Genomic DNA, 21,902 nt, shown 5'->3' with positions numbered 1-21,902 from the left:
TGTATCTGACTACATAAATAGCCTAAAAAGCTCTGCTGTTGTAAAAATCCTCCACTCTCTTCGCTATTAGACCAATGGCGAATATATTGGCGCGGTGCTAGGGTGTCTCAATCAATTATCCATGATCGTCAAGGTCATGCAGATATCTATGAGCGAGGGGGTTACGTGGAAGAGTACATTCTGTGGTTCGATCAGCTGGGTATGGCGGACGTCGAACGCGTAGGTGGTAAAAACGCCTCGCTGGGTGAAATGATTTCTAACCTGTCTGGTGCTGGCGTGACGGTTCCTGGCGGTTTTGCTACCACCGCCCACGCTTATCGTGAATTTCTCTCCCACGAAGGATTAAACGAGCGCATTAATGCCACTCTGGCTCGTCTGGACGTCGATGACGTTAAAGCGCTGGCTGAGGCGGGTCGCAATATACGCCAATGGATCATCGATACGCCGCTACCACCTACCTTTGAAGCGGCCTTGCGCGATGCCTACGGCCAGCTGCAGCAACAGCATCCGCAACTGAAAGTAGCCGTACGCAGCTCAGCTACCGCCGAAGACTTACCCGATGCCTCCTTTGCGGGTCAGCAGGAAACCTTCCTGAATATCGAAGGCTTCGACAATATCAAGCGTGCAGTGCACGAGGTTTTTGCTTCGCTGTTTAACGATCGTGCGATCTCCTACCGAGTGCACCGCGGTTACGCCCACGAAAATGTCGCCTTGTCGGCAGGCGTACAGAAAATGGTGCGCTCAGAGACCGGTGCGGCAGGCGTTATGTTCACCCTAGACACCGAATCCGGCTTTAAAGACGCCGTTTTTGTCACTGGCTCCTGGGGCTTGGGCGAAACCGTGGTGCAGGGTGCAGTCAATCCCGACGAGTTCTATGTGCACAAGCCGACCCTGGCGGCGGGCCGCCCGGCGGTGCTGCGCCGTAATTTAGGTTCCAAGCTGATCAAGATGGTTTATGGGCAGGATGCCAGTGCCGGTAAATCGGTTGAAACCGTCGATGTGCCCCATAACGACCGCAGTCGCTTCTGTATCAACGATCAGCAAGTGATGGATCTAGCCTGTCAGGCGATGACTATCGAGCAGCACTACCAGCGGCCCATGGATATAGAGTGGGCGTTGGATGGCGATGATGGTCAACTTTACATCGTCCAGGCGCGTCCTGAAACGGTGGTCTCCCAGCAAGAGGGTGGCAAACTCGAGCGCTTCCAGCTACGTGAAATGGGCCGTATGCTAATAACCGGCCGAGCGATTGGTCAACGCATAGGCCGGGGCACCGTCAAGGTCGTGCTAAGCCCTGATGACATGGACAAGATCCATGATGGCGATATCCTGGTCACCGATATGACCGACCCGGATTGGGAGCCGATCATGAAACGTGCTTCTGCGATCGTCACCAATCGCGGTGGGCGTACCTGTCATGCGGCGATTATCGCCCGTGAGTTGGGTATTCCCGCTGTCGTTGGCTGTGGTGATGCGACTACCCAGTTAAAAGAGGGTATCGACGTCACGGTTTCTTGTGCGGAAGGCGACACCGGCAATGTGTATGAAGGTTTGTTGGAGTTTGACTGCAAAGTCTCCAGCGTCGATGCGATGCCGGAAATACCCTTTAAAATTATGATGAATGTGGGCAACCCTGATCGCGCCTTTGGTTTTGCCAGTCTGCCTCACGCAGGCGTGGGTTTAGCGCGTTTGGAATTTATCATTAACCGCATGATCGGCGTCCACCCTAAAGCGCTGTTGGAGTACGACACGCTGCCGGTTGATTTACAGCAGGTGATCGATTTACGTACTGCGGGTTACACCGACCCGGTCAGCTTCTATGTCGATAAACTAGTTGAAGGTATCTCCACGCTAGCGGCAGCGTTCCATCCCCAGCGCGTTATCGTGCGGCTGTCCGACTTTAAATCCAACGAATACGAAAACCTGATTGGCGGCAAACTCTATGAGCCGGGTGAAGAGAACCCCATGCTCGGTTTCCGGGGCGCATCGCGCTACATTTCAGAGGCGTTCAGGCCCTGTTTTGAACTCGAGTGCCGAGCGCTCAAGCGAGTGCGTGAAGAGATGGGGTTCGAGAATGTCGAAATCATGGTGCCCTTTGTGCGTACCACCGACGAAGCACGTGAGGTGGTAGAGCTATTGGCGGCTAATGGCCTCGAACGTGGCGGCCCCACAGGGCTTAAAGTGATTATGATGTGCGAGCTTCCAGCGAACGCACTGCTGGCCGATGAGTTCCTTGAGTATTTTGATGGTTTCTCGATTGGCTCAAACGACCTGACCCAGTTAACGTTAGGTTTGGATCGTGATTCCGGCATCGTGGCGCATCTGTTTGACGAGCGTAATGGGGCGGTTAAAAAGCTCCTGGCCATGTCCATTCAAGCCTGTAAGGCGAAGGGTAAATATGTCGGTATCTGCGGGCAGGGACCGTCAGACCATCCCGATCTGGCTAAATGGTTGATGGAGCAGGGTATCGATTCTGTATCACTCAACCCTGATGCGGTGCTGGAAACATGGTTTATGCTGGCAGGGCAGAAAATCGAGTAGTTACATTTATTTTAACTAATTTATGCCCGGCCATTGTGCCGGGCGTTGTTGTTTTTATAGGCTACCCTTTTGGAGTGGTTTTTATTTGTCGCGGAGAGCGCTGAGATGTCACCAAAATCAGTTAAGTTTGCGCTACCTGTTCTGCTGGTAGCGCCGTTATATAGCTGGGGGTTTAGCTATGAGACACCCTCCATTTCTCCTGAGAGCGAATCGGGCTATGAAGAGAAGCCCGGCTGGGAAGCTGAGTCGTTTGCGGTGGCTGCAGCTAACCCGCTCGCCACCGATGCCGGTTACCAAGTACTTAAAGCCGGTGGTAACGCCATTGATGCGGCCATTGCGGTGCAGATGGTGTTGAACCTGGTTGAGCCTCAATCCAGTGGTATTGGTGGCGGTGCTTTTTTGATGCACTTCGATGGCGATGAAGTGCGTGCCTACGATGGTCGTGAAACCGCTCCCCAAGGCGTTAATGGTGAGCTGTTTATGCAGGATGGCGAGCCACTGGCGTTTAATGAAGCAGTGGTTAGCGGCCTCTCAGTGGGAGTGCCAGGCACGCTGCGTATGCTTGAGAAAGCCCACGCTGAGCACGGTGAGCTGGCCTGGGAAGAGCTGTTTATCCCGGCAATCACTTTGGCCGAGGAGGGCTTTGAGGTTAGCAATCGGTTGCATACCAGCTTGGCTGGTGATGAGTTCCTACGCCAAGACCCGCTAGCGAGCCAGTTTTATTATGATTCAGAAGGTCAGCCAATTGCGGTTGGTGAAACGCTCAAAAACCCAGCCTTGGCAGCCGTTCTTCGCCGCGTCGCTGAGCAAGGCAGCGCCGCCTTGCACGAAGGAGCCGTGGCACAAGACATCGTTGAGCGCGTTCAGAACCACCCTGAGCGCCCTGGTGGTTTGACGATTGAGGACATGAACGGCTATGAAGCGCTTACTCGTAAGCCGCTGTGTACGCCTTGGCAACAGTGGGAAGTATGCGGTTTCCCACCACCCTCATCGGGTCATCTGACCGTGATGCAGATTTTAGGCATGCTTGATCAGCAGCCACTGCTTGAAGCCCCGTTAGACAGTGGTGCTGCAAGCAGTGGATGGCTGCATCAATTCTTGGAAGCCTCACGCCTGGCCTTTGCGGACCGTGGCCGTTACATCGCCGATCCTGACTTTGTCGAGGCGCCGGGAGGCGACTGGTCACTGATGCTAGCCCCGGAATACTTGGAGCAGCGCAGTGCACTTATCGAAGATATGAGCATGGGCGACAGCGCTGAACCGGGTAACCCAGGAGAGCTTGACGTGAGCTGGGCTAGCCAGCCCGAACAGCCCGAGTACGGTACTAGCCATATCAGTATTGTCGATGAGGAGGGCAACGCAGTGGCTATAACCACCACCATTGAGCAGGCGTTTGGTTCGCGGATTATGTCCGATGGTGGCACGGGCTTAGCGGGTGGTTTCCTGCTCAATAACGAGCTCACCGATTTTTCATTTACACCTGAAGTGGATGGCGAGCCCGTAGCTAACCGGGTAGAGCCCGGTAAGCGTCCTCGCTCCAGCATGAGCCCGACCCTGGTATTTGATCAAGAAACTGGCGAGCTAGTAGCCAGCTTGGGCTCACCAGGTGGCGCCGCCATTATTCATTACACCGCCCGCACATTAGTCGCACTGCGCGACTGGGGGTTAAGCGCTCAAGAGGCGCTCAACCTTCCCCATGCTATTACTTTGGGTGGGGATGTTTATGTGGAAGAGGGGCGTTTTCCTGAGGCAACCATCGAATCACTGCGTGAGCGTGGTCATACGGTCAGCGAGCGGGAGCTAACCAGCGGCCTTCAGGCCATTATGCGCCTTGAAGATGGCACTCTGTTTGGTGGCGCTGACCCTCGGCGCGAAGGGGTGGTAATGGGCGATTAGACCAACCTCTATTGGCGAAGCCAGTTGCGCAGCTTCACTAGCATTAGCGCACCGTCGCTTAAGTCGCGGCGGACTTGAATAAGCTCGGTTAAACGATCTGGGTAGTCGGTGATAATCGCATCGACCCCCAGATCAATCAGTGTTGACATGCGAGCTCGGTCATTGACGGTCCAGGCGTGTATTTCGTAACCATATAGTCGCGCTAAGCGAATTTCCCCTTCCGTGATGCGATTATGGCGTAGCCCAAGGGCATCAAAGTCACGCCGGTTTAGCGTGCCGGGCAGAATAAGCTGAGCCAATAAAGTAACGCGCAGTGCTGGCGCCCGCTGATCCAAATATTTTAGTAATGATGGTGACATGGTAGCCATGCGCATATCCATTAGCGCATTGGGAAAACCGCACGCTGTATAGCCGTCGAAGGCGCTTTGTTGGGTCGCCCAGCAGCGATAGCGCACGTCACTCTCTGCATTCAAAGCCTCGATAACGGCATCGGCTAACGCCTGTTCTTGCCCCGGCAGAGGCTTGATGTCGATCATTAAGCCGGCTTTTCCGCGCACTCTTTGTAGCGCTTCATCCAAGCCTGGAATGTTCTCACCTTGATAAGCATCACCAAACCAGCTTCCTACATCGAATTGGCTGAGTTGTTCTCTGGTTAGCTCGCCAAACTCACGGTTGTCGCCAGTTAGCCGCGCCATGCTGCGATCGTGGTAAAGCATAACCTGTTGGTCACGGCTCAAACGTACGTCTATTTCGATATAGTCGGCGCCATCAAGCAGTGACTGCTCTAGCGCGGCAAGGGTATTTTCGGGTGCCACCATGGAGCTTCCACGGTGGGCAATCACCGCGACGTTGTCACGTATCTCAAAGCTATTGAGTATCCACCATGCTTGAAGGCCGGCAAAGATGAGTACGCTAAGCTCTACCGCCCAGGCCAGTTTGCCTGCATTAATATCCTCAGGTGGCGGTGCGGGGCGAGCTTCTCGGTGGGCCAGCTGCATATAGAGGCAGGCGGAAAGCAGCGCATTGGTGGCAATACCGATGAAGGTAATGGCTAGGGTGATCAGCACATAGCCGAGTAAGTAGGCCAGCATGGCTGGGATGAGCACGGCATTATGCTCAGGCAGCCACCACAGAAGTGGCGTGAATAGGCGGTCAAAGAGCAGTGTCACCAGTAGCGGCAGGCTAACAATGACGACCAATAGCAGAAGTACCGCAGCGCCAATGGACCGGCGCCAGCCGCGGGTTAAGCTAACGCTTCGTTTAAGTGCCTGCCAGGGGTTACAGCTTTCCAACGCAACGAGGGGGAGCGCCAATAGCCAGCGCAGATAGAGCCATGACGCTGCCCATACCCAGGCAATAATCAGCGGCAGCGCGCACGCTATGAAATACCACAGTGCAGGGGGACGCACGCGCTGAAGATAGTAAGGGTCTATACCACTCAGCCAGACATCGTAAAGCCACGCGAGCCCAGCCATAAAGGGCGCGAGCAGTAGTAAGTGGGTGCCTACCTGGAGTATGACAAGACCCGCCAGGGCAGGTAGCCGACGGGTGCTTAGCCAGAGCGCTTCCAGGGCCAGCCGATAGTGGTTATCACGGGGCCTGACGGCGACCTGCAGCATGCCAGCCTGCTGCCAGTAAATAATCAAAAAAGCGAACCCAAGCCCTACCAACATGCCTACCAAACCTAGCGGGCTAAACAGTAGCGCGATCAACTCATCGTTGGTGACTACAGTACGGTTGAGTTGGGCAAGCAGCCAGCGTGTCATCCAGGTGATCGCAGGCAGCAGCAAGGCTGAGGCAAGCAGGGTGAAGAACAGGTGATAAGCGATCAGTGGGCGAAGATGATCGCGCAACGTGCGTAGTAAGGCAGAGCCAAGGTAGGTCAAAGGCTGCATCGTCATTAAACGGTAAGAATGAGCCACCAGGGTGGCAGTAACCGCCACACCTGGCAAGGGGCTCTTTTAAGACAAATTTAATGACTTCGGAGGTCGTTGTTAGGAAAGTGGCAGCTCTTGCTCGGCAACAATAATGCCGTTGTTATCTGCATACAGCCACTGGCCGGGCTGAAGAGTAACACCGGCAAAGGTGACGTCAATATCGCGCTGTCCTTCGCCGCGTTTTTCGCTTTTGCGCGGATGGCTGCCTAGCGCCTGAACGCCAATCGGCAGGGCGGCGAGTATATCCACATCGCGCACGCAGCCGTACATAACGACCCCCGCCCAGCCATTGGCGACGGCCTGCTCGGCGAGCATATCCCCCAGCATGGCGCAGCGGTGCGAACCACCCGCATCCACCACCAGCACCGCGCCGTTACCCGGCTCGGTAACGGCCTGTTTTACCATGGAGTTATCTTCAAAGCATTTGATTGTACGAATAGGGCCATAGAAAGCTTCAAGCCCGCCAAAATTGGCAAACAGCGGGTCAAGCACCGCAATCTCTGGGTGCGCATCGCAGAGATCGGGCGTCACTATATCAATCGAATTCGTCATCACAAGCTCCTATAGGGTAAACACTGTTGGATTACCGATCAGTTTTGAAAGGTAGAGCATAAAAAAACGCCCCGCCCTGTAAAACAGTGGCGGGACGTTCGGTCATCGACTCAGAAAATGCAACAGGTTACATTTTCTGCGATGGTGCGAGCATCGGCGATGGGGCGGTCTATCTCAAGTACTTAACAAGCGTTAGGCTTCTTGAGCGACCGGAATCACGTTTGAGGCTATCTTTTGATACTCCTCAATCTCGTGAAAGTTCATATAACGATAAATCTCGCCCGCCATAGCGTCAAACTCACTCATATAGCGTTGATACTCTTCAACGCTGGGTAGGCGTCCTTCTACTGCGGCAACGGCCGCCAGTTCCGCAGAGGCGAGGTACACATTGGCACCGTCACCCAAACGGTTCGGGAAGTTACGTGTAGACGTAGACACCACGGTGCTCTTAGCGGCAACGCGGGCCTGGTTACCCATACACAATGAACAACCCGGCATTTCCATGCGGGCACCAGCACGGCCGTAAATACCGTAGTAGCCCTCTTCGGTCAGCTGATGCTGATCCATTTTCGTCGGTGGTGCCAGCCACAGCCGGGTTTTTAAACTACCGGCAGGCTGCTTTTCAAGCAGTTTGCCAGCGGCCCGAAAGTGGCCGATGTTGGTCATGCATGAACCGATAAAGACTTCGTCGATTTTCTGGCCCGCGACTTCAGATAGTAGGCGCGCATCGTCCGGGTCATTCGGCGCACAGAGAACTGGTTCTTTAATTTCAGCCAGATCAATTTCGATAACTTCAGTGTACTCGGCATCCTGGTCGGCACGCATCAAGCTGGGGTTGGCCAGCCATGCTTCCATGCCTTCAATGCGACGGCTGATGGTGCGCTCGTCGCCGTAACCGTTGCCCATCATCCACTTCAACAGGGTGATGTTGGACTTGAGGTACTCAGTAACGCTCTCTTCTGACAGGGTAATGGTACAGCCAGCGGCAGAGCGCTCGGCGGACGCATCAGAAAGCTCGAAGGCTTGCTCTACGGTCAGATCTTCCAGACCTTCAATTTCCAACACCCGCCCAGAGAAGGCGTTTTTCTTGTTGGATTTATCAACGGTCAGCAAGCCTTGCTTGATGGCGTAGAGCGGAATAGCGTGAACCAAATCGCGTAGCGTAACGCCAGGCTGGCGCTTGCCCTTGAAGCGAACCAGTACCGACTCCGGCATGTCCAGCGGCATAACGCCGGTGGCAGCGGCAAACGCTACCAGGCCTGAACCGGCCGGGAATGAGATGCCAAGCGGGAAACGGGTGTGCGAGTCACCGCCGGTACCCACGGTATCAGGCAGCAGCATGCGGTTGAGCCAGCTGTGAATGATGCCGTCACCGGGGCGCAGCGAAACGCCGCCACGGTTCATAATGAAGTCGGGTAGGGTGTGGTGAGTGTCCACATCTACGGGCTTCGGGTAAGCCGCGGTGTGGCAGAACGACTGCATGACCAGGTCGGCTTGGAAGCCCAAGCAGGCAAGGTCTTTCAGCTCATCACGGGTCATCGGGCCGGTGGTGTCTTGTGAGCCAACGGTGGTCATCTTGGGCTCGCAGTACATGCCGGGGCGAACGCCCTCCAGACCACACGCTTTACCGACCATTTTCTGCGCTAAAGTGAAGCCTTTAGCGGTATCTTTAGGCTGATCGGGTAGGCGGAAAACTTCAGAGGTGGGAAGGCCTAGCGACTCACGTGCCTTACCAGTCAAACCACGGCCAATGATCAGGGGAATACGGCCGCCAGCGCGTACTTCATCCAGAATCAGCTGCGTTTTAAGCTCGAAGGTGGTGATAACGTCATCGCTATCGTGTTTGCACACTTTACCTGCGTAGGGGTAAACATCGATGACATCGCCCATGTTCAGGTTGGTGACGTCCATTTCAACCGGCAAGGCGCCCGAATCTTCCATGGTGTTAAAGAAGATAGGCGCGATTTTGCTACCAAAGCAGAAACCTCCAGCGCGCTTATTGGGTGCGTAGGGGATGTCGTCGCCGAAGAACCACAGTACCGAGTTAGTGGCTGACTTACGCGATGAACCGGTGCCGACCACGTCGCCTACATAAACGACCGGAAAGCCTTTGGCTTTAACGTCTTCGATCTGTTTGAGCGGGCCAGTGGTACCTGGAACCACTGGCTCAATGCCGTCGCGCTCGTTTTTGAGCATGGCGTTGGCATGGAGCGGAATATCCGGGCGTGACCAGGCATCCGGCGCGGGAGACAGGTCATCGGTATTGGTTTCGCCCGGGACTTTAAACACGCTCAAGGTGATTTTTTCAGCTAGTGCCGACTTAGACAGGAACCACTCGGCGTCTGCCCAGGACTGAATAACCTCTTTAGCGACGCTGTTGCCGTTCTTGGCGCGGCTTTCCACATCATGGAAGGCGTCGAACATCAACAGTGTGTGCTTGAGCTGCTCGCCTGCTTCGCGGGCAAGCTCCTCGTTATCGAGTAGTTCTACCATTGAAACTATGTTATAGCCACCCTGCATGGTACCCAGTAGCTTGACGGCGTGAATCTTGTCGATCAGCGGAGAGCTTGCTTGACCTTTCGCAATGGCGGTGAGAAAGCCTGCTTTTACATAAGCTGCCTCGTCAACGCCCGGCGGAACGCGGTTGGTGATTAAGTCGAGGATAAACTCCTCTTCACCGGCCGGTGGCGTCTTCAGTAGCTCAACCAGTGAAGCTACTTGTTCGGCGTTTAGGGGTTTGGGCGGGACGCCCTCAGCTGCACGTTCCTCGACATGTTGGCGGTAAGCTTCAAGCACGTTGGGGCCCTCTCATTCACGTTTCATTTACTTTATGGTGATGGCCTGCACGGTGCACGGTGGTGGCCGCGCAGTGGTGTAGAGTGGGGCCGATCACATATGACATACGCTCGACAAACAGCGTGTGGTTGGATGGCTGAGATTCTACGGCAAACTGTCGACAATGTTAAGCTGGCAAGCAAAGACCGCTCTTGTACTTTATGTTGATACCTTGATCTAAACGGATCAAAAAAACGCTTTTTATTAGCCTATTGGCGTAAAAGCAGGAAAGTTTTCCCCATTTACGGGCTAACCACAGGTTGTGCAGGTGTGATTGTCGTTACAGCGCGTTACCATAGTCCCCACTTTATAACCTGAGCGCTATCTAACTACTGTGGTACTTACGTAAGCGAGCTGATTAAAAGTGTGTGGAGCATTTTTAAGCGCGCAACTACATTAGTAATAAGCGATTCAGGGTATGAAGAACGCAATTCAACAGGGAACTGTAAGCGCCTTGGGCGCTTATATGTTGTACAATAGTGAGATATAAGCTCGGTAATGGTGTTATGTTGATACAACCCGGTACACTTCCGCCCTCTAAACAAAAGAATGCCTTACAAACGGCTGATCATGCGGTGAAAGCGGATGATCAGCTGCCGGAAAGTTTGCACCAGTTTTTGGCCTGTGCAACGCCCGATGCGTGGCTGGAATGGGCGTTAGAGAATCCTGAAACGCTGTTGGTCGACCACGCTCAGTGTGAAAAAAAAGCCGCTTCCACCGCCATGAGTTTGCTCTATCGCTACGTCGATCAGCCACTTCTGCTAAGCAAAATGTCGCAATTGGCTCGCGAAGAGTTGCTGCATTTCGAGCAAGTGGTTGCGCTCATGGAGGCGCGTGGGGTGACCTACCAGCACTTGACCGCTTCACGCTACGCGGAAGGCCTTAGGCGACACCTGCGCAGCAATGATCCCGAACGGTTAATTGATGTGCTCATCATTGGCGCTCTTATCGAAGCGCGTAGCTGCGAACGATTTGCTGGCTTGATTCCGTATTTAGACGAAGAGCTCGCCAAGTTTTATCGCACCCTGGTGAAGTCAGAAGGTCGTCACTTTGAGGACTACCTATTACTGGCTCGCCAGCAGACATCGGGCTCTATTGATGAGCGGATCGCTTTTTTTGTAGCGCGTGAAGCGGAGCTGATTACTACGCCCGATACGGCTTTTCGTTTCCATAGCGGTGTGCCAGCTTAACCCGCTTAGCCCGGCAGGATGTTTATCATGCGCGATGCTCGTGAGACAGACCAGTTAACTCTCTTTGGTCACTTTTCGCTTACCCAGGGCGAAGACGTATTAACCCACTTTAGCTACGACAAAGTGAAGGCGCTGCTTGTTTATTTGCTGCTGCACCGTCAGCCGGTTAACCGCGCCGCGCTGGCCGAACTGCTCTGGCCTGACCAAGGGTTATCCTCAGGAAGAACTAACCTGCGTCACGCGCTGCACTGCTTACGCCAATCGTTGGGAGAGAGCGCCGACCAAGTATTAAGCGTCTCCCGGCAAACGATTGCCTTCCAGCTCCCGGCCAATTGGAAAGTCGATCTGCATACACTGCAGCAACTGCTTGAAGGGCCGCGCGACTTGGATACCCTGGAAGCACTGATGACCTGTTACCAAGGTGACCTGATTGAAGAGCTTCAATTGGCCACCTGTAGTGAGTTTCAGCGCTGGTTAGTCCAGGTGCGGAATGAGTGGCGTCAGCGCGTCATTCGTTTTGCTGAACAAGTACTCGAAGCCCATACCGATGTGCCTGATTTGATCCTGGAAACACTGGTGAGTCGCTTTTCCGGCTATGGCCCGTTTCATGAGCGCTTGGTTCGCCAACTGGCCGAACAGAATCAAATGGCCGCCGCGCACGAGCAGTATAATAGCTACTTGCAGCTACTGGCGTTGTCAGGCCAGCAGCCTGAACCTAGCTTCTTACAGCTGGCAAGCTACTGGTCTGACGGTCACCACGACCCGCGCATGATGAGTCCTCAAGGCGCGTTTTCCCGCGCGCTGGCGGCAGACAGTAAACCTCTGCGTGAAGATGAGATTGAGCTGCGCCAGCTTTCCGTGATGGCTATCCGGCTGCGCCTAAAAGGGGAGTGGCAAGACCGAGCCGCGACCCGACACTGCCTCACTCTGCAGTTAGAGCTACTGCGTTGGCTAGAGCAGCAGTGCCATCACTTGGGCGGCTTCTGGTTGCCTGGCGCCACTGGAGGCTTGGGATTGGCGTGTTTCGGCACCCATGGGCCTGCTCACCAACTGGCTGAGTTAGTGGCGCTCTATGAGCATTGCCGTCAGGCGCTTCCCCAGGAGAGTGCTCGCCACTGGTCTGGCGAAGGCGAAGTGCCGCAATTTGAGTTGGCCGCTGGTTTGCACAGTGGGCAGGTTGTTTACCTGCCCGAGCGGCAATTGGCGGATCCGCTGGGGCAAGTCACCCAAACCTCGCTGGAGCTAATGAGCGCAGCTGAAGGCAGTGAGCTGGTGATCTCGCAAGAAGCCAGCCAGCACATGCCGCCCGCGCTTGATCTACAGCCACGCTTGGTATCGCGTTTGGTGGCTAGCGACGGTCGCGTTCGACTGCGCGCTTTAGTGCTGGGCTTAAACGAGGGCGGTCGCGATGCGCTGCCGCCTAGCCTGGTCGGGCGTGAAACCTCGCTGCGTACGCTGCGCGATGCGTTGGCGCGGGCAGGTATAGGTTTGCGTCAAAGCGTGTTAGTTCGTGGGGCATCTGGCATGGGCAAATCGGCGCTGATGGTCGGTTTCCGTCAGTTAGAGCTTAGTCGCGATGCGGCAATTTGCTGGCAGCCCACCACGCGGCTGTCTGTGCTAGATCCCTACGGCGTTGCCCGGACTCTGGTGGGCTGGTATCTCAAACAATCGCTGACTGTCGAGGCGATTCACGAGCTACAGTCAACGCTTGAGTTTGACCAGCTTACGCCCGAGCGTCAGCACCTGTTGGAAGAGGCGCTTGGGGTGCACGAAGTTCAGGAGGTCACCCAGCTTGCCCAAAGCGGTGAAGCCGTCGAATTGGTGGTGATGTTGCTGCACCGCTTAATCGAGCGCCAGGCGACCACTCATACCCTGGTGCTAATGGTCGATGATTTACAGTGGCTTGATGAGCCTTCGTTTAAAGTGCTCGCTGGGTTGCAGGCACGTTTACCTATTAATACTGCCTTTATGTTGGTGGCTAGCCACCACGGACGAGAACTGCTGCCGGTGAAGCTGCATTGGGATCAGCAGATTAGTTTGGGGAATCTGGATCCGCAGCAGTCTTCACGGCTATTGTCACAGCTGTCACGGCGCTACCGCATTCATTTGAGCCCGCGGCTACGTAACCAGATTATTGAGCGCTGCGATGGCGTGCCACTCTATATGCAGGAAATTTGCCGGCGACTGGATATGGATCGTCGCGAAGGGCGTAGCGTCCAGTTCGATGAGCTACCCAAAGGGTTGTTAGGACTGCTGGCAAGCCGTATTGATCAGCTTGAGGGTGACCGCGAAATTGCCCACGTAGCGGCAGTGCTGGGTAAGCGCTTCCGGTTGGATTTCCTATTGGAGTGTAGCGGCTGGGAAAAAGGGCGACTTAACCAAGCGCTCGAACATATGCGGACGCTGGAGATTGTCGAGCCGGTCGATAAAGAGAGCGGCGAGCACGAATACCAGTTTAGCCACCAGTTGCTGCAAGAAGCTGCCTACCTTTCTTGCCCGCGGGATGTGCGGGTCAAGCTGCACCAACAGGTAGTGACTCTAATAGAGGAGCGCTTCCCTGTATGGATTAGTCGTCACCCCGGCGATTTTGCCACTCACCTGCGCCGGAGCGGTCATTATGCACGTGGTGCGCGCTATTTCGAATTGGCTGCCCGGGAAGCGCTCAAGGTGAGCGCCAACCGAACGGCGCTACGCATGGCCGATTTCGGTTTAGCGAGCTTGCGCCACGTCGAGCATGAAATTGAACGTGAAGTGAGTCTGCTCACCGTGCGCGGTCAGGCGGCGTTCTCGCTTGAAGGCCACGGCTCGCCTACCGCTCACGAAAGCTTTGTGCGTGCGAGGGAACTGCTGCGCGAATCGGGTACCGATAGATTGGAGGATCCAGAAGATCTTGAGCAGATATTCCTAGTCAAATGGGGGCTTTGGGTGGGGCGTAGCCAGCGCTATGCTCATGCCGATGCCTTTGCACTGGCGTCGACGCTCGCTGATCTCGCTGCACGCCTTGAAGACCCTCGCTATCGTCGTTTGGCCGATTATGCCCGCGCCAACTGTGAGTACTGGGCGGGTCGCATTCAGCAGGCTCACGACCATTTAGATGAAATCGATCCGCTCAATGCGCAAATGATGATCGAATGGCTGCCGTTCTCCGATCATCCGCAAGTTTCGGCCGCATGCTTTCAGGGCTGGGCACTCTGCCTGCGTGGTGATTATCAGCGTGCCGAACGGCAGGTGTCGGCGGCGATTCGGCTGGCGGAGAAGATTGCTCACCCCGGTACTTTGGCGTTGGCGCTGCTATTTGCCGCTGCGCTCTATCGCCAGCTAGGCCACGTCCACTTGGCCGCACGGCATGCAGAGCGGGCGGCGGCAATGACCGGAACGCCCGATTTACAGCTGTGGCAAATTTCCAGCCAGTGTATTCTCGGTTGGCAACGAGCCCTGGCAGGCGATGCTACCGGGTTGACTCAGTTACGCGATAGCCTGGATCAGATGGCGGAGTTGAACGGTCGTGACCGCTACCAGCGGCCGGTGCTGTGGTACTCGGATGCCTGCATTGAACTAGGCGAGTTAAATGCCGCAGAGGAGTATCTCGATCAGTGCTTGGTGATTGCCCGTGAGCGTACCACGCTATTTTTGCCTGAATTAGCCACCCAACTGGCCAAAGTGCGTGATCTGCTTGGACACCCCGCCAATGAAGTCAAGGCATTGGCTGAGATGGCGATAAACCAGTCCCGCGAGCACGGCAATCGCCATCAGGAGCTAGCGGCCCTTGAGCTATGGCTGACGCGTATTGAGCCCAACGACCAGAAAGCGAAAGAGAGTTTTAGGCAGCTATTGAGCAAAGTCAGCCACAGCGATGCGCCGGTGCTAACCCGTTGGGTCAGCTTGTTGGATCGCCGTTTGCCTCGGCCAGTAGGCGCTGAAGGTTGATCAGCTAAAGCAGGGGGTGCTCTTTAACGGGTGTCCTGCTCCAGCCACGTCAAAGTGGTGAGCGCCTCTTCCCGGTGCTCGCCGCACACACTAATGTCAAAGTTAAACCGCTCGCAGACCCTGGGGCGGCTCGGGTCCCCGAACAAACGGCACAGGTTATCCTCGTCTAACTGCACGCAGCGAACACCCGCCGGTTTGCCCTCAGGCATGCCGGGGATAGCTGAACTGATGGAGGGCGCGATGCAGCAGGCGCCACACCCCGCACGACACCCTTCACTCATAGCCTACACTTGGGCTAGGTGAACATATGGCAATCGCGCCCTTATTGATACCCTCAAAGGCCTGGACGCGCGTGGTTGCGCCGCTTTGTGTGGCAACCTCTTTTGCCAGCCAAGCAGCGATATTTTCTACCGTGGTGGGGCCGGGGAGTACTGCACATAGCGACTGTGGCAGCGTAATGGAGAAATCACCTTGGGCGGCGCGATAGCCGCAGGTAAGGAAGTCGTTATCCCGTGAGGTGATATCCGCCTCTTCAAGCAGGTAGCGATTTTCCAGCCATGCGGCCCACTGTTGTTCGAGCTTAGGTTGACGCAGCTCTTGCTGAAAGATGTGTAGCCGCGAACGGTGGCCGTGAGCAATACGCTGGCAGTTGCCTAAATGGCGCTTCAGGCCGTGCGAGTAGCCATAGGCAGCGCCATCGATGGTCTCGTTGCTAAGCGTAAGGGTGACCTGATGGACATTCTCAGGCCGTTCTTCAGTCAGTTGCTGACTTAAGTGCTCAGCGACCATGTCAAGCTCAATGGCTTGCCATGGCAGCAGGCTAAACGCCTCTTTGGGGCCGCGCACTTCCATCCGGTAGGGCGTAGTGGTTCGCACGCACACACCTTCGGGGCACTCCGTCACCGTTACCCCAGGCGCCTGAGTGGGTACTAGCAGAGTATGATCGAGGCCGCTGTCTAGCGTGCGTTTGATCCACGGTTTGACTTCACCAAAATCGAACAGCATGCCATCTTCGCCCAGCTCGCCATCCAGCACCGCGTCTACCTGCCAGCTACAGCCCACTAAGCCGCGCTCGGAACACCAAAGGGAAACGTCGATATGGGTCAGTTGGTTTACGAATAGGGACATTAATCAAAACCTGCTAATTTGTGCATTTGTAGCGATAGACGCCACTGGGGGTTAGCCATGCAGTAGGCGGTCGCTTCAGCAACGGTGGTCTTATCCTGATTGAGAGGGGCAAGATCCATCGGCTGCAGAAAGAAGTGGCGAAACCCTAGGCTTGAAAACTGCTCCGGGGGAGCGTCTACCTGAGGGTAAACAAGCTTTAACTCGTCGCCTTGGGTAATGGCTAGCGGATTGCTACCCTTAGGGCTGACACATAGCCAGTCAATACCTGGTGGCGGAGCCAGTGTACCATTGGTCTCGACGGCCACCTCAAACCCATGGCTATGCAGCGTGGCAATCAGCGCTGCGTCAAGCTGCAGCAACGGCTCACCGCCGGTAAACACCACATAGGGCGTTGCATGAGACTGAGTGTCACCGAGTTGGCTGGGCCAGAGCCCGGCAATGTGTTCAGCAAGGGCGGTAGCAGTAGCAAACTTGCCGCCATTGATACCGTTAGTGCCAATAAAGTCAGTATCGCAAAAGGTGCATTTAGCCGTCGCCCGATCAATTTCACGGCCTGACCACAGATTGCAGCCACTGAAACGACAGAAAACGCTCGCTCTGCCCGCTTGGGCACCTTCCCCCTGGAGGGTGTAAAAGGCTTCTTTGACCTGATACATCAGCGCTGACCTACTGCGCTGTCTACGCTGTAAGCCAATGGATCGGTAACACCGTTGGCGGCAAAGGCGTCCAGCCGCTCGCGGCAGCTGCCGCATACGCCGCAGGCAATTTCACGGCCTTCATAGCAGGTCCAGGTATGGCGGTAATCCAATCCCATCGCCAGGCCTTCACGCAGTATGTCGGCCTTGCTTACTTTGAGATAAGGGGCGTGTAGCTTCACTGGTTCGAAGTTGGCGATGCCCGCGACATGGTTCATTGCCTCGACGAACTCGGGGCGGCAATCGGGGTATAGAATGTGGTCGCCGCCATGGGCACCGTAGTCGACTCGTTCTGCGCCAATGTTGACGGCCTTGGCAATCGCCAGGGAGAGCAAGATCATATTGCGATTGGGTACGACGGTAGCGCGCAGGTTGTCCCCATCATAGTCGCCCTGGGGCATTGTCTGGTCAGGGTTGGTGAGCGCCGAATTGTCAATCAGGCCGTGTATGGCGCGAATATCGACTATTTGATGGGGTAGCCCCAGCGAGGTGCACACTTGGCGTGCAGTGTCGAGTTCGCGAGCATGCCGCTGACCATAGTCAAACGAAAGCGCGTGTACGCTAAGCCCTTCTCGCAGCGCGCGATGAAGCACGGTAAAAGAGTCCATTCCACCGGAATAGATAACGACGGTTGTGGTGGCTGTATCAGCCGCCACTGGGGGTATTGATGACATGAGAAAACACTCTTTGTCGGAGAATTTATTAATCGCGAGCAGCGTTTAGCTGGCGCGGCGTTCCGGGGTCCGGTCCGGAAGGGCGGCAGTTTACGCAATAGTCGTTAGTCTGGCCAGTTCTAGCGCTTATCATGTACCTGATTGAAGTAAAAAAGTGCGTAGGCGGGCAGCATGAATATCAACATGCTACGCTATCCATCCATGTCGTTAGAGGCGAATCAATGGCAACGATTGAACATAGTGAAATCATTAACGCTCCGCCCGAACGAGTGTTTGAACTATTGCGTCGCGTCGAGGATTTTGCCGATTACTCGGATCTGATTCGCTCAATAGAAACGCTGGGCGAAAACCGTTACCGCTGGCACGTCCGTGCCGTGGGCATGGACTGGGCGTTCGATGTCATGGTTACCGAGATCCAGCCGCCTTGTGTGCTTGCCTGGGAGTCCTTGGATGGAGTGAAGAACCAGGGGCGTTATCGCCTTCGTGAGGTGCCAGAAGGTACCGAAGTGGCATTAACGTTGAGCTATGAAATTCGCAACCGCTTAATGGAGAAAGCCGTCAACAAAGCGGCCAAGCCGCTAGTCGGCAAAGTCAGTCGACAAATTCTTGAACGCGTTGAGGCGCGTTTGCATGATAAGCAGGTTTGAATGAATAGCCCACCAAAATATCCTTGGCGTTGGGCGTTAGGGTTTACATGTTTTGCCATGCTGGCTTATGTGTGGCTTTGGTATTCGCCAGATTTGATGGCGGTCAAGCAGTGGGCTTCCCAGGCATCGCATCATCCTGTCGTTATTATAGGGGTGATGGTGATTATGGCTGTTACGTTAGCCATTGGATTGCCCGGCAGTATTGGGCTGTGGTTAATTGCACCCTTTTACCCACCGATAATTGCCACAGTGATGCTGACACTAAGCAGTGTAGTAGGAGCGTTGGGAGCGTATCAAATAGCCGCTCGCGCTGGAAAAAACTGGAACCCAAGCGGTTTGACGTTGAAGGTTATGAAGATGCTGGAGCAGCGTAGCGACTTAATGACCCAGTGTGCCTTGCGGATATTGCCTGGATTCCCTCACTCGGTTATCAATTTTGCGGCAGGTCTGCGCAGTATTTCCCTTAAGACTTATGTGTTGGCAGCAACGCTTGGTTTGGCGGTGAAATGGGGCGTTTATAGTAGTGCGATTTATGGCGCTTTGGAGGCAATTGAGGAGGATGTGCTGCCATTCGATGTGGTGCTGCCATTAATAGCGCTGGCGATACTGTTATTGATTGGAGCTTGGTTCAGGCGCCGCGTAGAGGCGGCGCGCAACGTTTATTAAGTCGGCGGCCTTATTGGGATTTATGCATTGAGGCGTCAAGGTGGTCAACGACCTCTGCCCAGTCGGCATCCTCATAGACGGCTTCTTTTAGAAAATCTGCCTGGCCCTCGTTCCAACAGGGGGCTTCAGCCAATGGCATTGTTTCTGGGAGCGGAGCATTGCGCTGGATAAAGCGCTCAATTGACTCAGCGTCAGATGCCAAACCCAACTGCTCGAATAGTTCGCTGAAATGGTGTACCGGCTTTTCCATAATCTGTTGCTCCTAGAATACTCCCTATAACATAGCTTGATTCTCAGCCTACGCCAGCACACAAAAGCCTTTGTTTGATCAACGTTCACCAACCAGTGGTGTTAAAAAGCGCTGTCGTTGATCTTCTAACGCGAGTGGCTGGGCCAGTAAGTGGGTTAGCTTGGTGAACGCCGCCTCCGGCGTCATATCATCGCCTGCCACAACCCCTGCATCGCTCAGGCCGTGGCCTGCCGCATAAGCACCCAGGTGGACACTGCCCTGCGGGCACTGGCTAATGGCGGCAAGCAGTTTGCCTTCGCCGGTGGCTCTGGCAAGTACGTTAAGCAAGTGTGGATCGTCGGGGAGGTTACCCGCGCCCCAGAGCTGAAGTAACGCCCCTTTAACCCGTGAATCACTCAACCAAGCTTCCAACTGCCAGGCTGCTACGCCCGGCCAAAGAGCGATGCGCACGATCTCTCCCTGATTGACCAGGCGGTAGTCAGGGAGCTCGAAACGCGGCGCGCCACGCTGCTGCAGGCCAAGCCCACGGCTGGGGTAGTAAACGAAATCGTCGCCTACCCGCTCACCGAGCAGTGGGTAGTTGGGGCTTGCGAAGGCGTTGGCTGCTTCGCTGTGCTGTTTAATGGCACGGGCACCCCGCAGCAATTGCCCTGCAAAGTAAATCGCCACTTCTTGGAGCTCAGGCTTGTCAGCGAACTGCAGCGCGCCGTGCAAATTGTGCAAGGCATCGCTGTCGGGCGATTCTAGTGGCAACATCGAGCCCGTGACGACCACTGGCCGATCTAGCCCCTGGAGTTGATAGGCAAGGCTGGCAGCGGTCCAACTGAGTGTGTCTGTGCCGTGAATAATCACGAAACCGGCGAAGGCTGTTAGCTGGTCGTCGATATCCTGGGCGAGCTGTTGCCAAGTGAGCGGGGTGGCCGCACTTGAGTCAATCAACGTGGTGTAGCTGATGACTTTATAAGGTGGAAGGGATTGCTGTTGGGCAAGCGGTAGCTGGCTCAGGGCCTTTGCCATGCGAGTGACAAAGTCACCGCTAGGCACAAGCCCTTCAGCATGTTGTTGCATGCCGATGGTGCCGCCGGTGTAAATGACTAATATTCGCTCTTGGGCGGGAACGCTGCTGGCAAGAGGGGAGTGAGGGATCATCGCCATCTCCTGGGGCTTTGTGCGAAACCTGCTAAGTGGGTCTTACGCGCTGTATCGAAAGTTCGCCGCTCTGGTCATCTAGACGCTGATTACGGCCCGCCAGTAGCGCAAAGCCACAACAAACCGTGATCAGAATAATCAATAACCAAGCGATTTGTGATGTGTTGGCGCCTGTTTGCAGCATAACTCCCACACCAAAAGGCCCAAGTGCTGCCAGTGTATAACCACCGCCCTGAACCAGCCCAGAAAGCTGACCGGCAAGGCGGGAGTTGGCCGTGCGTAAGACGAGCAGGCTCAGTGCTAGGCTAAAGCTGCCGCCTTGACCGATACCCAGTAAAGCGGCACCTGGCCATTGCCACACTAATGGCGCAATAAGTAGCATCCATAGGCCAATGGCGGTGCTTAGCAGTACAGCCAATAGCGCGGGACGCTGGTCACGCCCCATGCGTGCAAGCCAGGGCGCGCCTAGGGCGGAGGCTAGCTGGCACATAATCGAAACCGCCATTGTCCAGCCCGCATCGGCCTCGTTATAACCGCGATCAACTAACAGAGTAGGCAGCCAGCCAAATACGATGTACGCCATGGACGACTGAATGCCCATGAACAGCATGACGTGCCAGGTAAGCGGTTGCTTAAGAAGCCGTAAAATACCGCTTTTGGGCGCTGTCGGCGTGTTGGCCATTGTGGTGCGGGGCATTTGGAAGTGCCAAAGCACCAGTGCGAACAGCGCCAGCAGTGACCAGCTCATCAAACTCGCCTGCCAACTGCCGAGCAGTTGCGTTAATGGGACGCTAAACCCAGCCCCTAAGGCGCCACCTAAGCAGAGCGCCATGGTGTATAAGCCGGTAAGCAGGTCGGCACTATCGGGAAGTTCACGCTTAACCAGGGCCGGTAGCAGGGTGCCGCCAATGCCGATCGCGCAGCCTGCCATCGCCGAGCCGATAAAGAGCCCGCCTGGGAAAGGTAAACCACGTAAAATCAACCCAGCAGCCAGTAGTGTCAGTGCCGAACTTAGCGCCCGTTCACTGCCTATACGTCTAGCCAGGGCAGGGGCAAGCGGGGCGGAGAGGCCTAAGAACAGCACGGGCAGCGTGGTGAGTAGCCCCGCAGCGGTAGCGGAAAGGCCCGCACTTTCTTGCAGGCGAGTAAGCAGTGGGGCAACCGAAGACATGGCGGGGCGTAAATTAAGTCCCACCACGACCATCAGCAAAATAAACGTAATCGAGCGACGCGTTGCCATGCTAGTGCTTACTTAAGGTGGGGACGCAAGTCTCCGCGAACGGCATCGAGTAGCGTAATAAAGTGGTAATCCTGGGGAGTATCCAGACAGTCGACCCTGACGTTCGTGCGCATGCCTTTATCCATATTCAACTGGTCAAATATTTCTAAAGTAAGCTTGCGAGCAGGTTTATCACCCGGCGCCATGATGCCATCTTCAAGGGTAAAAGTTTCAAGCAGGGTGACACGTACGCGGGTGCTATTGCCTTCGCTCAGTACTCGGCGTACAAAAAGCCAGCCTTCGCAGGGGAGGGCGTGGTTGTCATCCCGTTGGCGCAAGAAAATCGTGCGATAGCAGGCCCCTTCGATCGAGGCCTTTTCAGCCATACTGCGGTAGGCTTGCAGCACCTGATTAGCTGACGCACGGGCGTCCTCTAAACGCTGCACGATCCCTTGATGTTCGCGGCTGAGCTGCTCTTGACGTTGGAACGTCAGCCATTGGCGATACTCGGCCATCAGTTGAGAAGACGCCATAATCACTCCGTGAAAAGTATTGGCTAAAATAGCTGCTGGAAACAGCGGCTTGGAATATGCAAA

General features: G+C 55.3%; 17 protein-coding genes. 6 read left to right on the top strand and 11 right to left on the bottom strand.

Features of this window, described 5'->3' with window-relative positions; genetic code table 11:
* Positions 1–165: 165 nt before the first annotated feature.
* Together ppsA and ggt are read left to right on the top strand one after the other, a co-directional pair.
* Positions 166–2,541 (top strand): phosphoenolpyruvate synthase, encoded by a 2,376-nt coding sequence (gene ppsA / locus HZU72_RS19785; protein WP_180095270.1) that lies wholly within the window; start codon positions 166–168, stop codon positions 2,539–2,541.
* 105 nt (positions 2,542–2,646) lie between these two features.
* Positions 2,647–4,437: a gamma-glutamyltransferase gene (gene ggt / locus HZU72_RS19780; RefSeq protein ID WP_180095160.1), complete on the top strand. Its 1,791-nt coding sequence runs from the start codon at positions 2,647–2,649 to the stop codon at positions 4,435–4,437.
* Between the two features lie 8 nt (positions 4,438–4,445).
* On the opposite strand, the gene HZU72_RS19775 is transcribed toward ggt, so the two are convergent.
* From HZU72_RS19775 to acnB, 3 genes are all read right to left on the bottom strand, one after another.
* Positions 4,446–6,389 carry a glycerophosphodiester phosphodiesterase family protein gene (locus HZU72_RS19775; RefSeq protein ID WP_180095158.1) on the bottom strand — a complete coding sequence of 648 codons (1,944 nt, stop codon included), beginning with the start codon at positions 6,387–6,389 and terminating at the stop codon, positions 4,446–4,448.
* Between the two features lie 42 nt (positions 6,390–6,431).
* Positions 6,432–6,926, bottom strand: a complete 495-nt coding sequence (rraA, locus tag HZU72_RS19770) for a ribonuclease E activity regulator RraA (RefSeq protein WP_180095156.1) — start codon at positions 6,924–6,926, stop codon at positions 6,432–6,434.
* A gap of 192 nt (positions 6,927–7,118) precedes the next feature.
* Complete coding sequence (acnB, locus tag HZU72_RS19765; RefSeq protein ID WP_180095154.1) at positions 7,119–9,722, bottom strand: bifunctional aconitate hydratase 2/2-methylisocitrate dehydratase; 2,604 nt, start codon at positions 9,720–9,722, stop codon at positions 7,119–7,121.
* 545 nt (positions 9,723–10,267) lie between these two features.
* Between acnB and HZU72_RS19760 the strand changes: the two genes are divergently transcribed.
* Positions 10,268–10,951, top strand: coding sequence for a MiaE family protein (locus tag HZU72_RS19760; protein WP_180095152.1), 684 nt, complete (start codon positions 10,268–10,270; stop codon positions 10,949–10,951).
* Between the two features lie 27 nt (positions 10,952–10,978).
* A complete protein-coding gene (locus HZU72_RS19755) occupies positions 10,979–14,878 on the top strand; it encodes an ATP-binding protein (RefSeq protein ID WP_180095150.1) in 3,900 nt (1,299 codons plus the stop codon).
* A 23-nt stretch (positions 14,879–14,901) separates the two neighbouring features.
* Here the strand turns inward: HZU72_RS19755 and HZU72_RS19750 are convergent, their stop codons facing one another.
* Genes HZU72_RS19750 through queC form a run of 4 tightly spaced genes read right to left on the bottom strand, consistent with a single transcriptional unit; the run spans position 14,902 to position 17,375 of the window.
* On the bottom strand, positions 14,902–15,159 hold the full coding sequence (locus HZU72_RS19750; protein ID WP_180095148.1) for a YkgJ family cysteine cluster protein: 258 nt from the start codon (positions 15,157–15,159) through the stop codon (positions 14,902–14,904).
* Positions 15,152–16,006, bottom strand: coding sequence for a 6-carboxytetrahydropterin synthase (locus HZU72_RS19745; protein ID WP_180095146.1), 855 nt, complete (start codon positions 16,004–16,006; stop codon positions 15,152–15,154). The genes HZU72_RS19750 and HZU72_RS19745 overlap by 8 nt, the downstream gene beginning before the upstream one ends.
* The gene (queE, locus tag HZU72_RS19740; protein ID WP_180095145.1) at positions 16,006–16,662 is read right to left on the bottom strand and encodes a 7-carboxy-7-deazaguanine synthase; all 657 of its coding nucleotides are present in this window, start codon (positions 16,660–16,662) and stop codon (positions 16,006–16,008) included. The genes HZU72_RS19745 and queE overlap by 1 nt, the downstream gene beginning before the upstream one ends.
* The gene (gene queC, locus HZU72_RS19735; RefSeq protein ID WP_180095143.1) at positions 16,662–17,375 is read right to left on the bottom strand and encodes a 7-cyano-7-deazaguanine synthase QueC; all 714 of its coding nucleotides are present in this window, start codon (positions 17,373–17,375) and stop codon (positions 16,662–16,664) included. The genes queE and queC overlap by 1 nt, the downstream gene beginning before the upstream one ends.
* Before the next feature lie 221 nt (positions 17,376–17,596).
* Between queC and HZU72_RS19730 the strand changes: the two genes are divergently transcribed.
* Together HZU72_RS19730 and HZU72_RS19725 are read left to right on the top strand one after the other, a co-directional pair.
* Complete coding sequence (locus HZU72_RS19730) at positions 17,597–18,022, top strand: SRPBCC family protein (RefSeq protein ID WP_180095141.1); 426 nt, start codon at positions 17,597–17,599, stop codon at positions 18,020–18,022.
* Positions 18,023–18,688: a TVP38/TMEM64 family protein gene (locus HZU72_RS19725; RefSeq protein WP_180095139.1), complete on the top strand. Its 666-nt coding sequence runs from the start codon at positions 18,023–18,025 to the stop codon at positions 18,686–18,688.
* A gap of 10 nt (positions 18,689–18,698) precedes the next feature.
* On the opposite strand, the gene HZU72_RS19720 is transcribed toward HZU72_RS19725, so the two are convergent.
* The 4 genes from HZU72_RS19720 to HZU72_RS19705 all read right to left on the bottom strand — a co-directional run bounded on the left by HZU72_RS19720 (position 18,699) and on the right by HZU72_RS19705 (position 21,839).
* On the bottom strand, positions 18,699–18,938 hold the full coding sequence (locus HZU72_RS19720) for a DUF2789 domain-containing protein (protein ID WP_180095137.1): 240 nt from the start codon (positions 18,936–18,938) through the stop codon (positions 18,699–18,701).
* Positions 18,939–19,016: 78 nt separating this feature from the next.
* The gene (locus HZU72_RS19715) at positions 19,017–20,093 is read right to left on the bottom strand and encodes an asparaginase (protein WP_180095134.1); all 1,077 of its coding nucleotides are present in this window, start codon (positions 20,091–20,093) and stop codon (positions 19,017–19,019) included.
* A gap of 25 nt (positions 20,094–20,118) precedes the next feature.
* Positions 20,119–21,327, bottom strand: coding sequence for a CynX/NimT family MFS transporter (locus tag HZU72_RS19710; protein ID WP_180095132.1), 1,209 nt, complete (start codon positions 21,325–21,327; stop codon positions 20,119–20,121).
* Between the two features lie 8 nt (positions 21,328–21,335).
* Complete coding sequence (locus HZU72_RS19705) at positions 21,336–21,839, bottom strand: hypothetical protein (RefSeq protein WP_027957443.1); 504 nt, start codon at positions 21,837–21,839, stop codon at positions 21,336–21,338.
* Positions 21,840–21,902 lie beyond the last annotated feature (63 nt).

Origin of the sequence: Vreelandella sedimenti (assembly GCF_013416325.1) — a bacterium.
Lineage (GTDB): Bacteria > Pseudomonadota > Gammaproteobacteria > Pseudomonadales > Halomonadaceae > Vreelandella > Vreelandella sedimenti.
Note: the sequence above shows the minus strand (reverse complement) of the source record. Positions and strands in the feature narration are given on the sequence as shown.

Excerpts from the sequence above, each read along its gene's own strand:
- ggt (WP_180095160.1), top strand. The coding sequence starts at position 2,647 with ATGTCACCAAAATCAGTTAAGTTTGCGCTACCTGTTCTGCTGGTAGCG.
- rraA (WP_180095156.1), bottom strand. The coding sequence starts at position 6,926 with ATGACGAATTCGATTGATATAGTGACGCCCGATCTCTGCGATGCGCAC.
- HZU72_RS19760 (WP_180095152.1), top strand. The coding sequence starts at position 10,268 with ATGTTGATACAACCCGGTACACTTCCGCCCTCTAAACAAAAGAATGCC.
- HZU72_RS19755 (WP_180095150.1), top strand. The coding sequence starts at position 10,979 with ATGCGCGATGCTCGTGAGACAGACCAGTTAACTCTCTTTGGTCACTTT.
- HZU72_RS19750 (WP_180095148.1), bottom strand. The coding sequence starts at position 15,159 with ATGAGTGAAGGGTGTCGTGCGGGGTGTGGCGCCTGCTGCATCGCGCCC.
- HZU72_RS19745 (WP_180095146.1), bottom strand. The coding sequence starts at position 16,006 with ATGTCCCTATTCGTAAACCAACTGACCCATATCGACGTTTCCCTTTGG.
- queE (WP_180095145.1), bottom strand. The coding sequence starts at position 16,662 with ATGTATCAGGTCAAAGAAGCCTTTTACACCCTCCAGGGGGAAGGTGCC.
- queC (WP_180095143.1), bottom strand. The coding sequence starts at position 17,375 with ATGTCATCAATACCCCCAGTGGCGGCTGATACAGCCACCACAACCGTC.
- HZU72_RS19730 (WP_180095141.1), top strand. The coding sequence starts at position 17,597 with ATGGCAACGATTGAACATAGTGAAATCATTAACGCTCCGCCCGAACGA.
- HZU72_RS19725 (WP_180095139.1), top strand. The coding sequence starts at position 18,023 with ATGAATAGCCCACCAAAATATCCTTGGCGTTGGGCGTTAGGGTTTACA.
- HZU72_RS19720 (WP_180095137.1), bottom strand. The coding sequence starts at position 18,938 with ATGGAAAAGCCGGTACACCATTTCAGCGAACTATTCGAGCAGTTGGGT.
- HZU72_RS19715 (WP_180095134.1), bottom strand. The coding sequence starts at position 20,093 with ATGGCGATGATCCCTCACTCCCCTCTTGCCAGCAGCGTTCCCGCCCAA.
- HZU72_RS19710 (WP_180095132.1), bottom strand. The coding sequence starts at position 21,327 with ATGGCAACGCGTCGCTCGATTACGTTTATTTTGCTGATGGTCGTGGTG.
- HZU72_RS19705 (WP_027957443.1), bottom strand. The coding sequence starts at position 21,839 with ATGGCGTCTTCTCAACTGATGGCCGAGTATCGCCAATGGCTGACGTTC.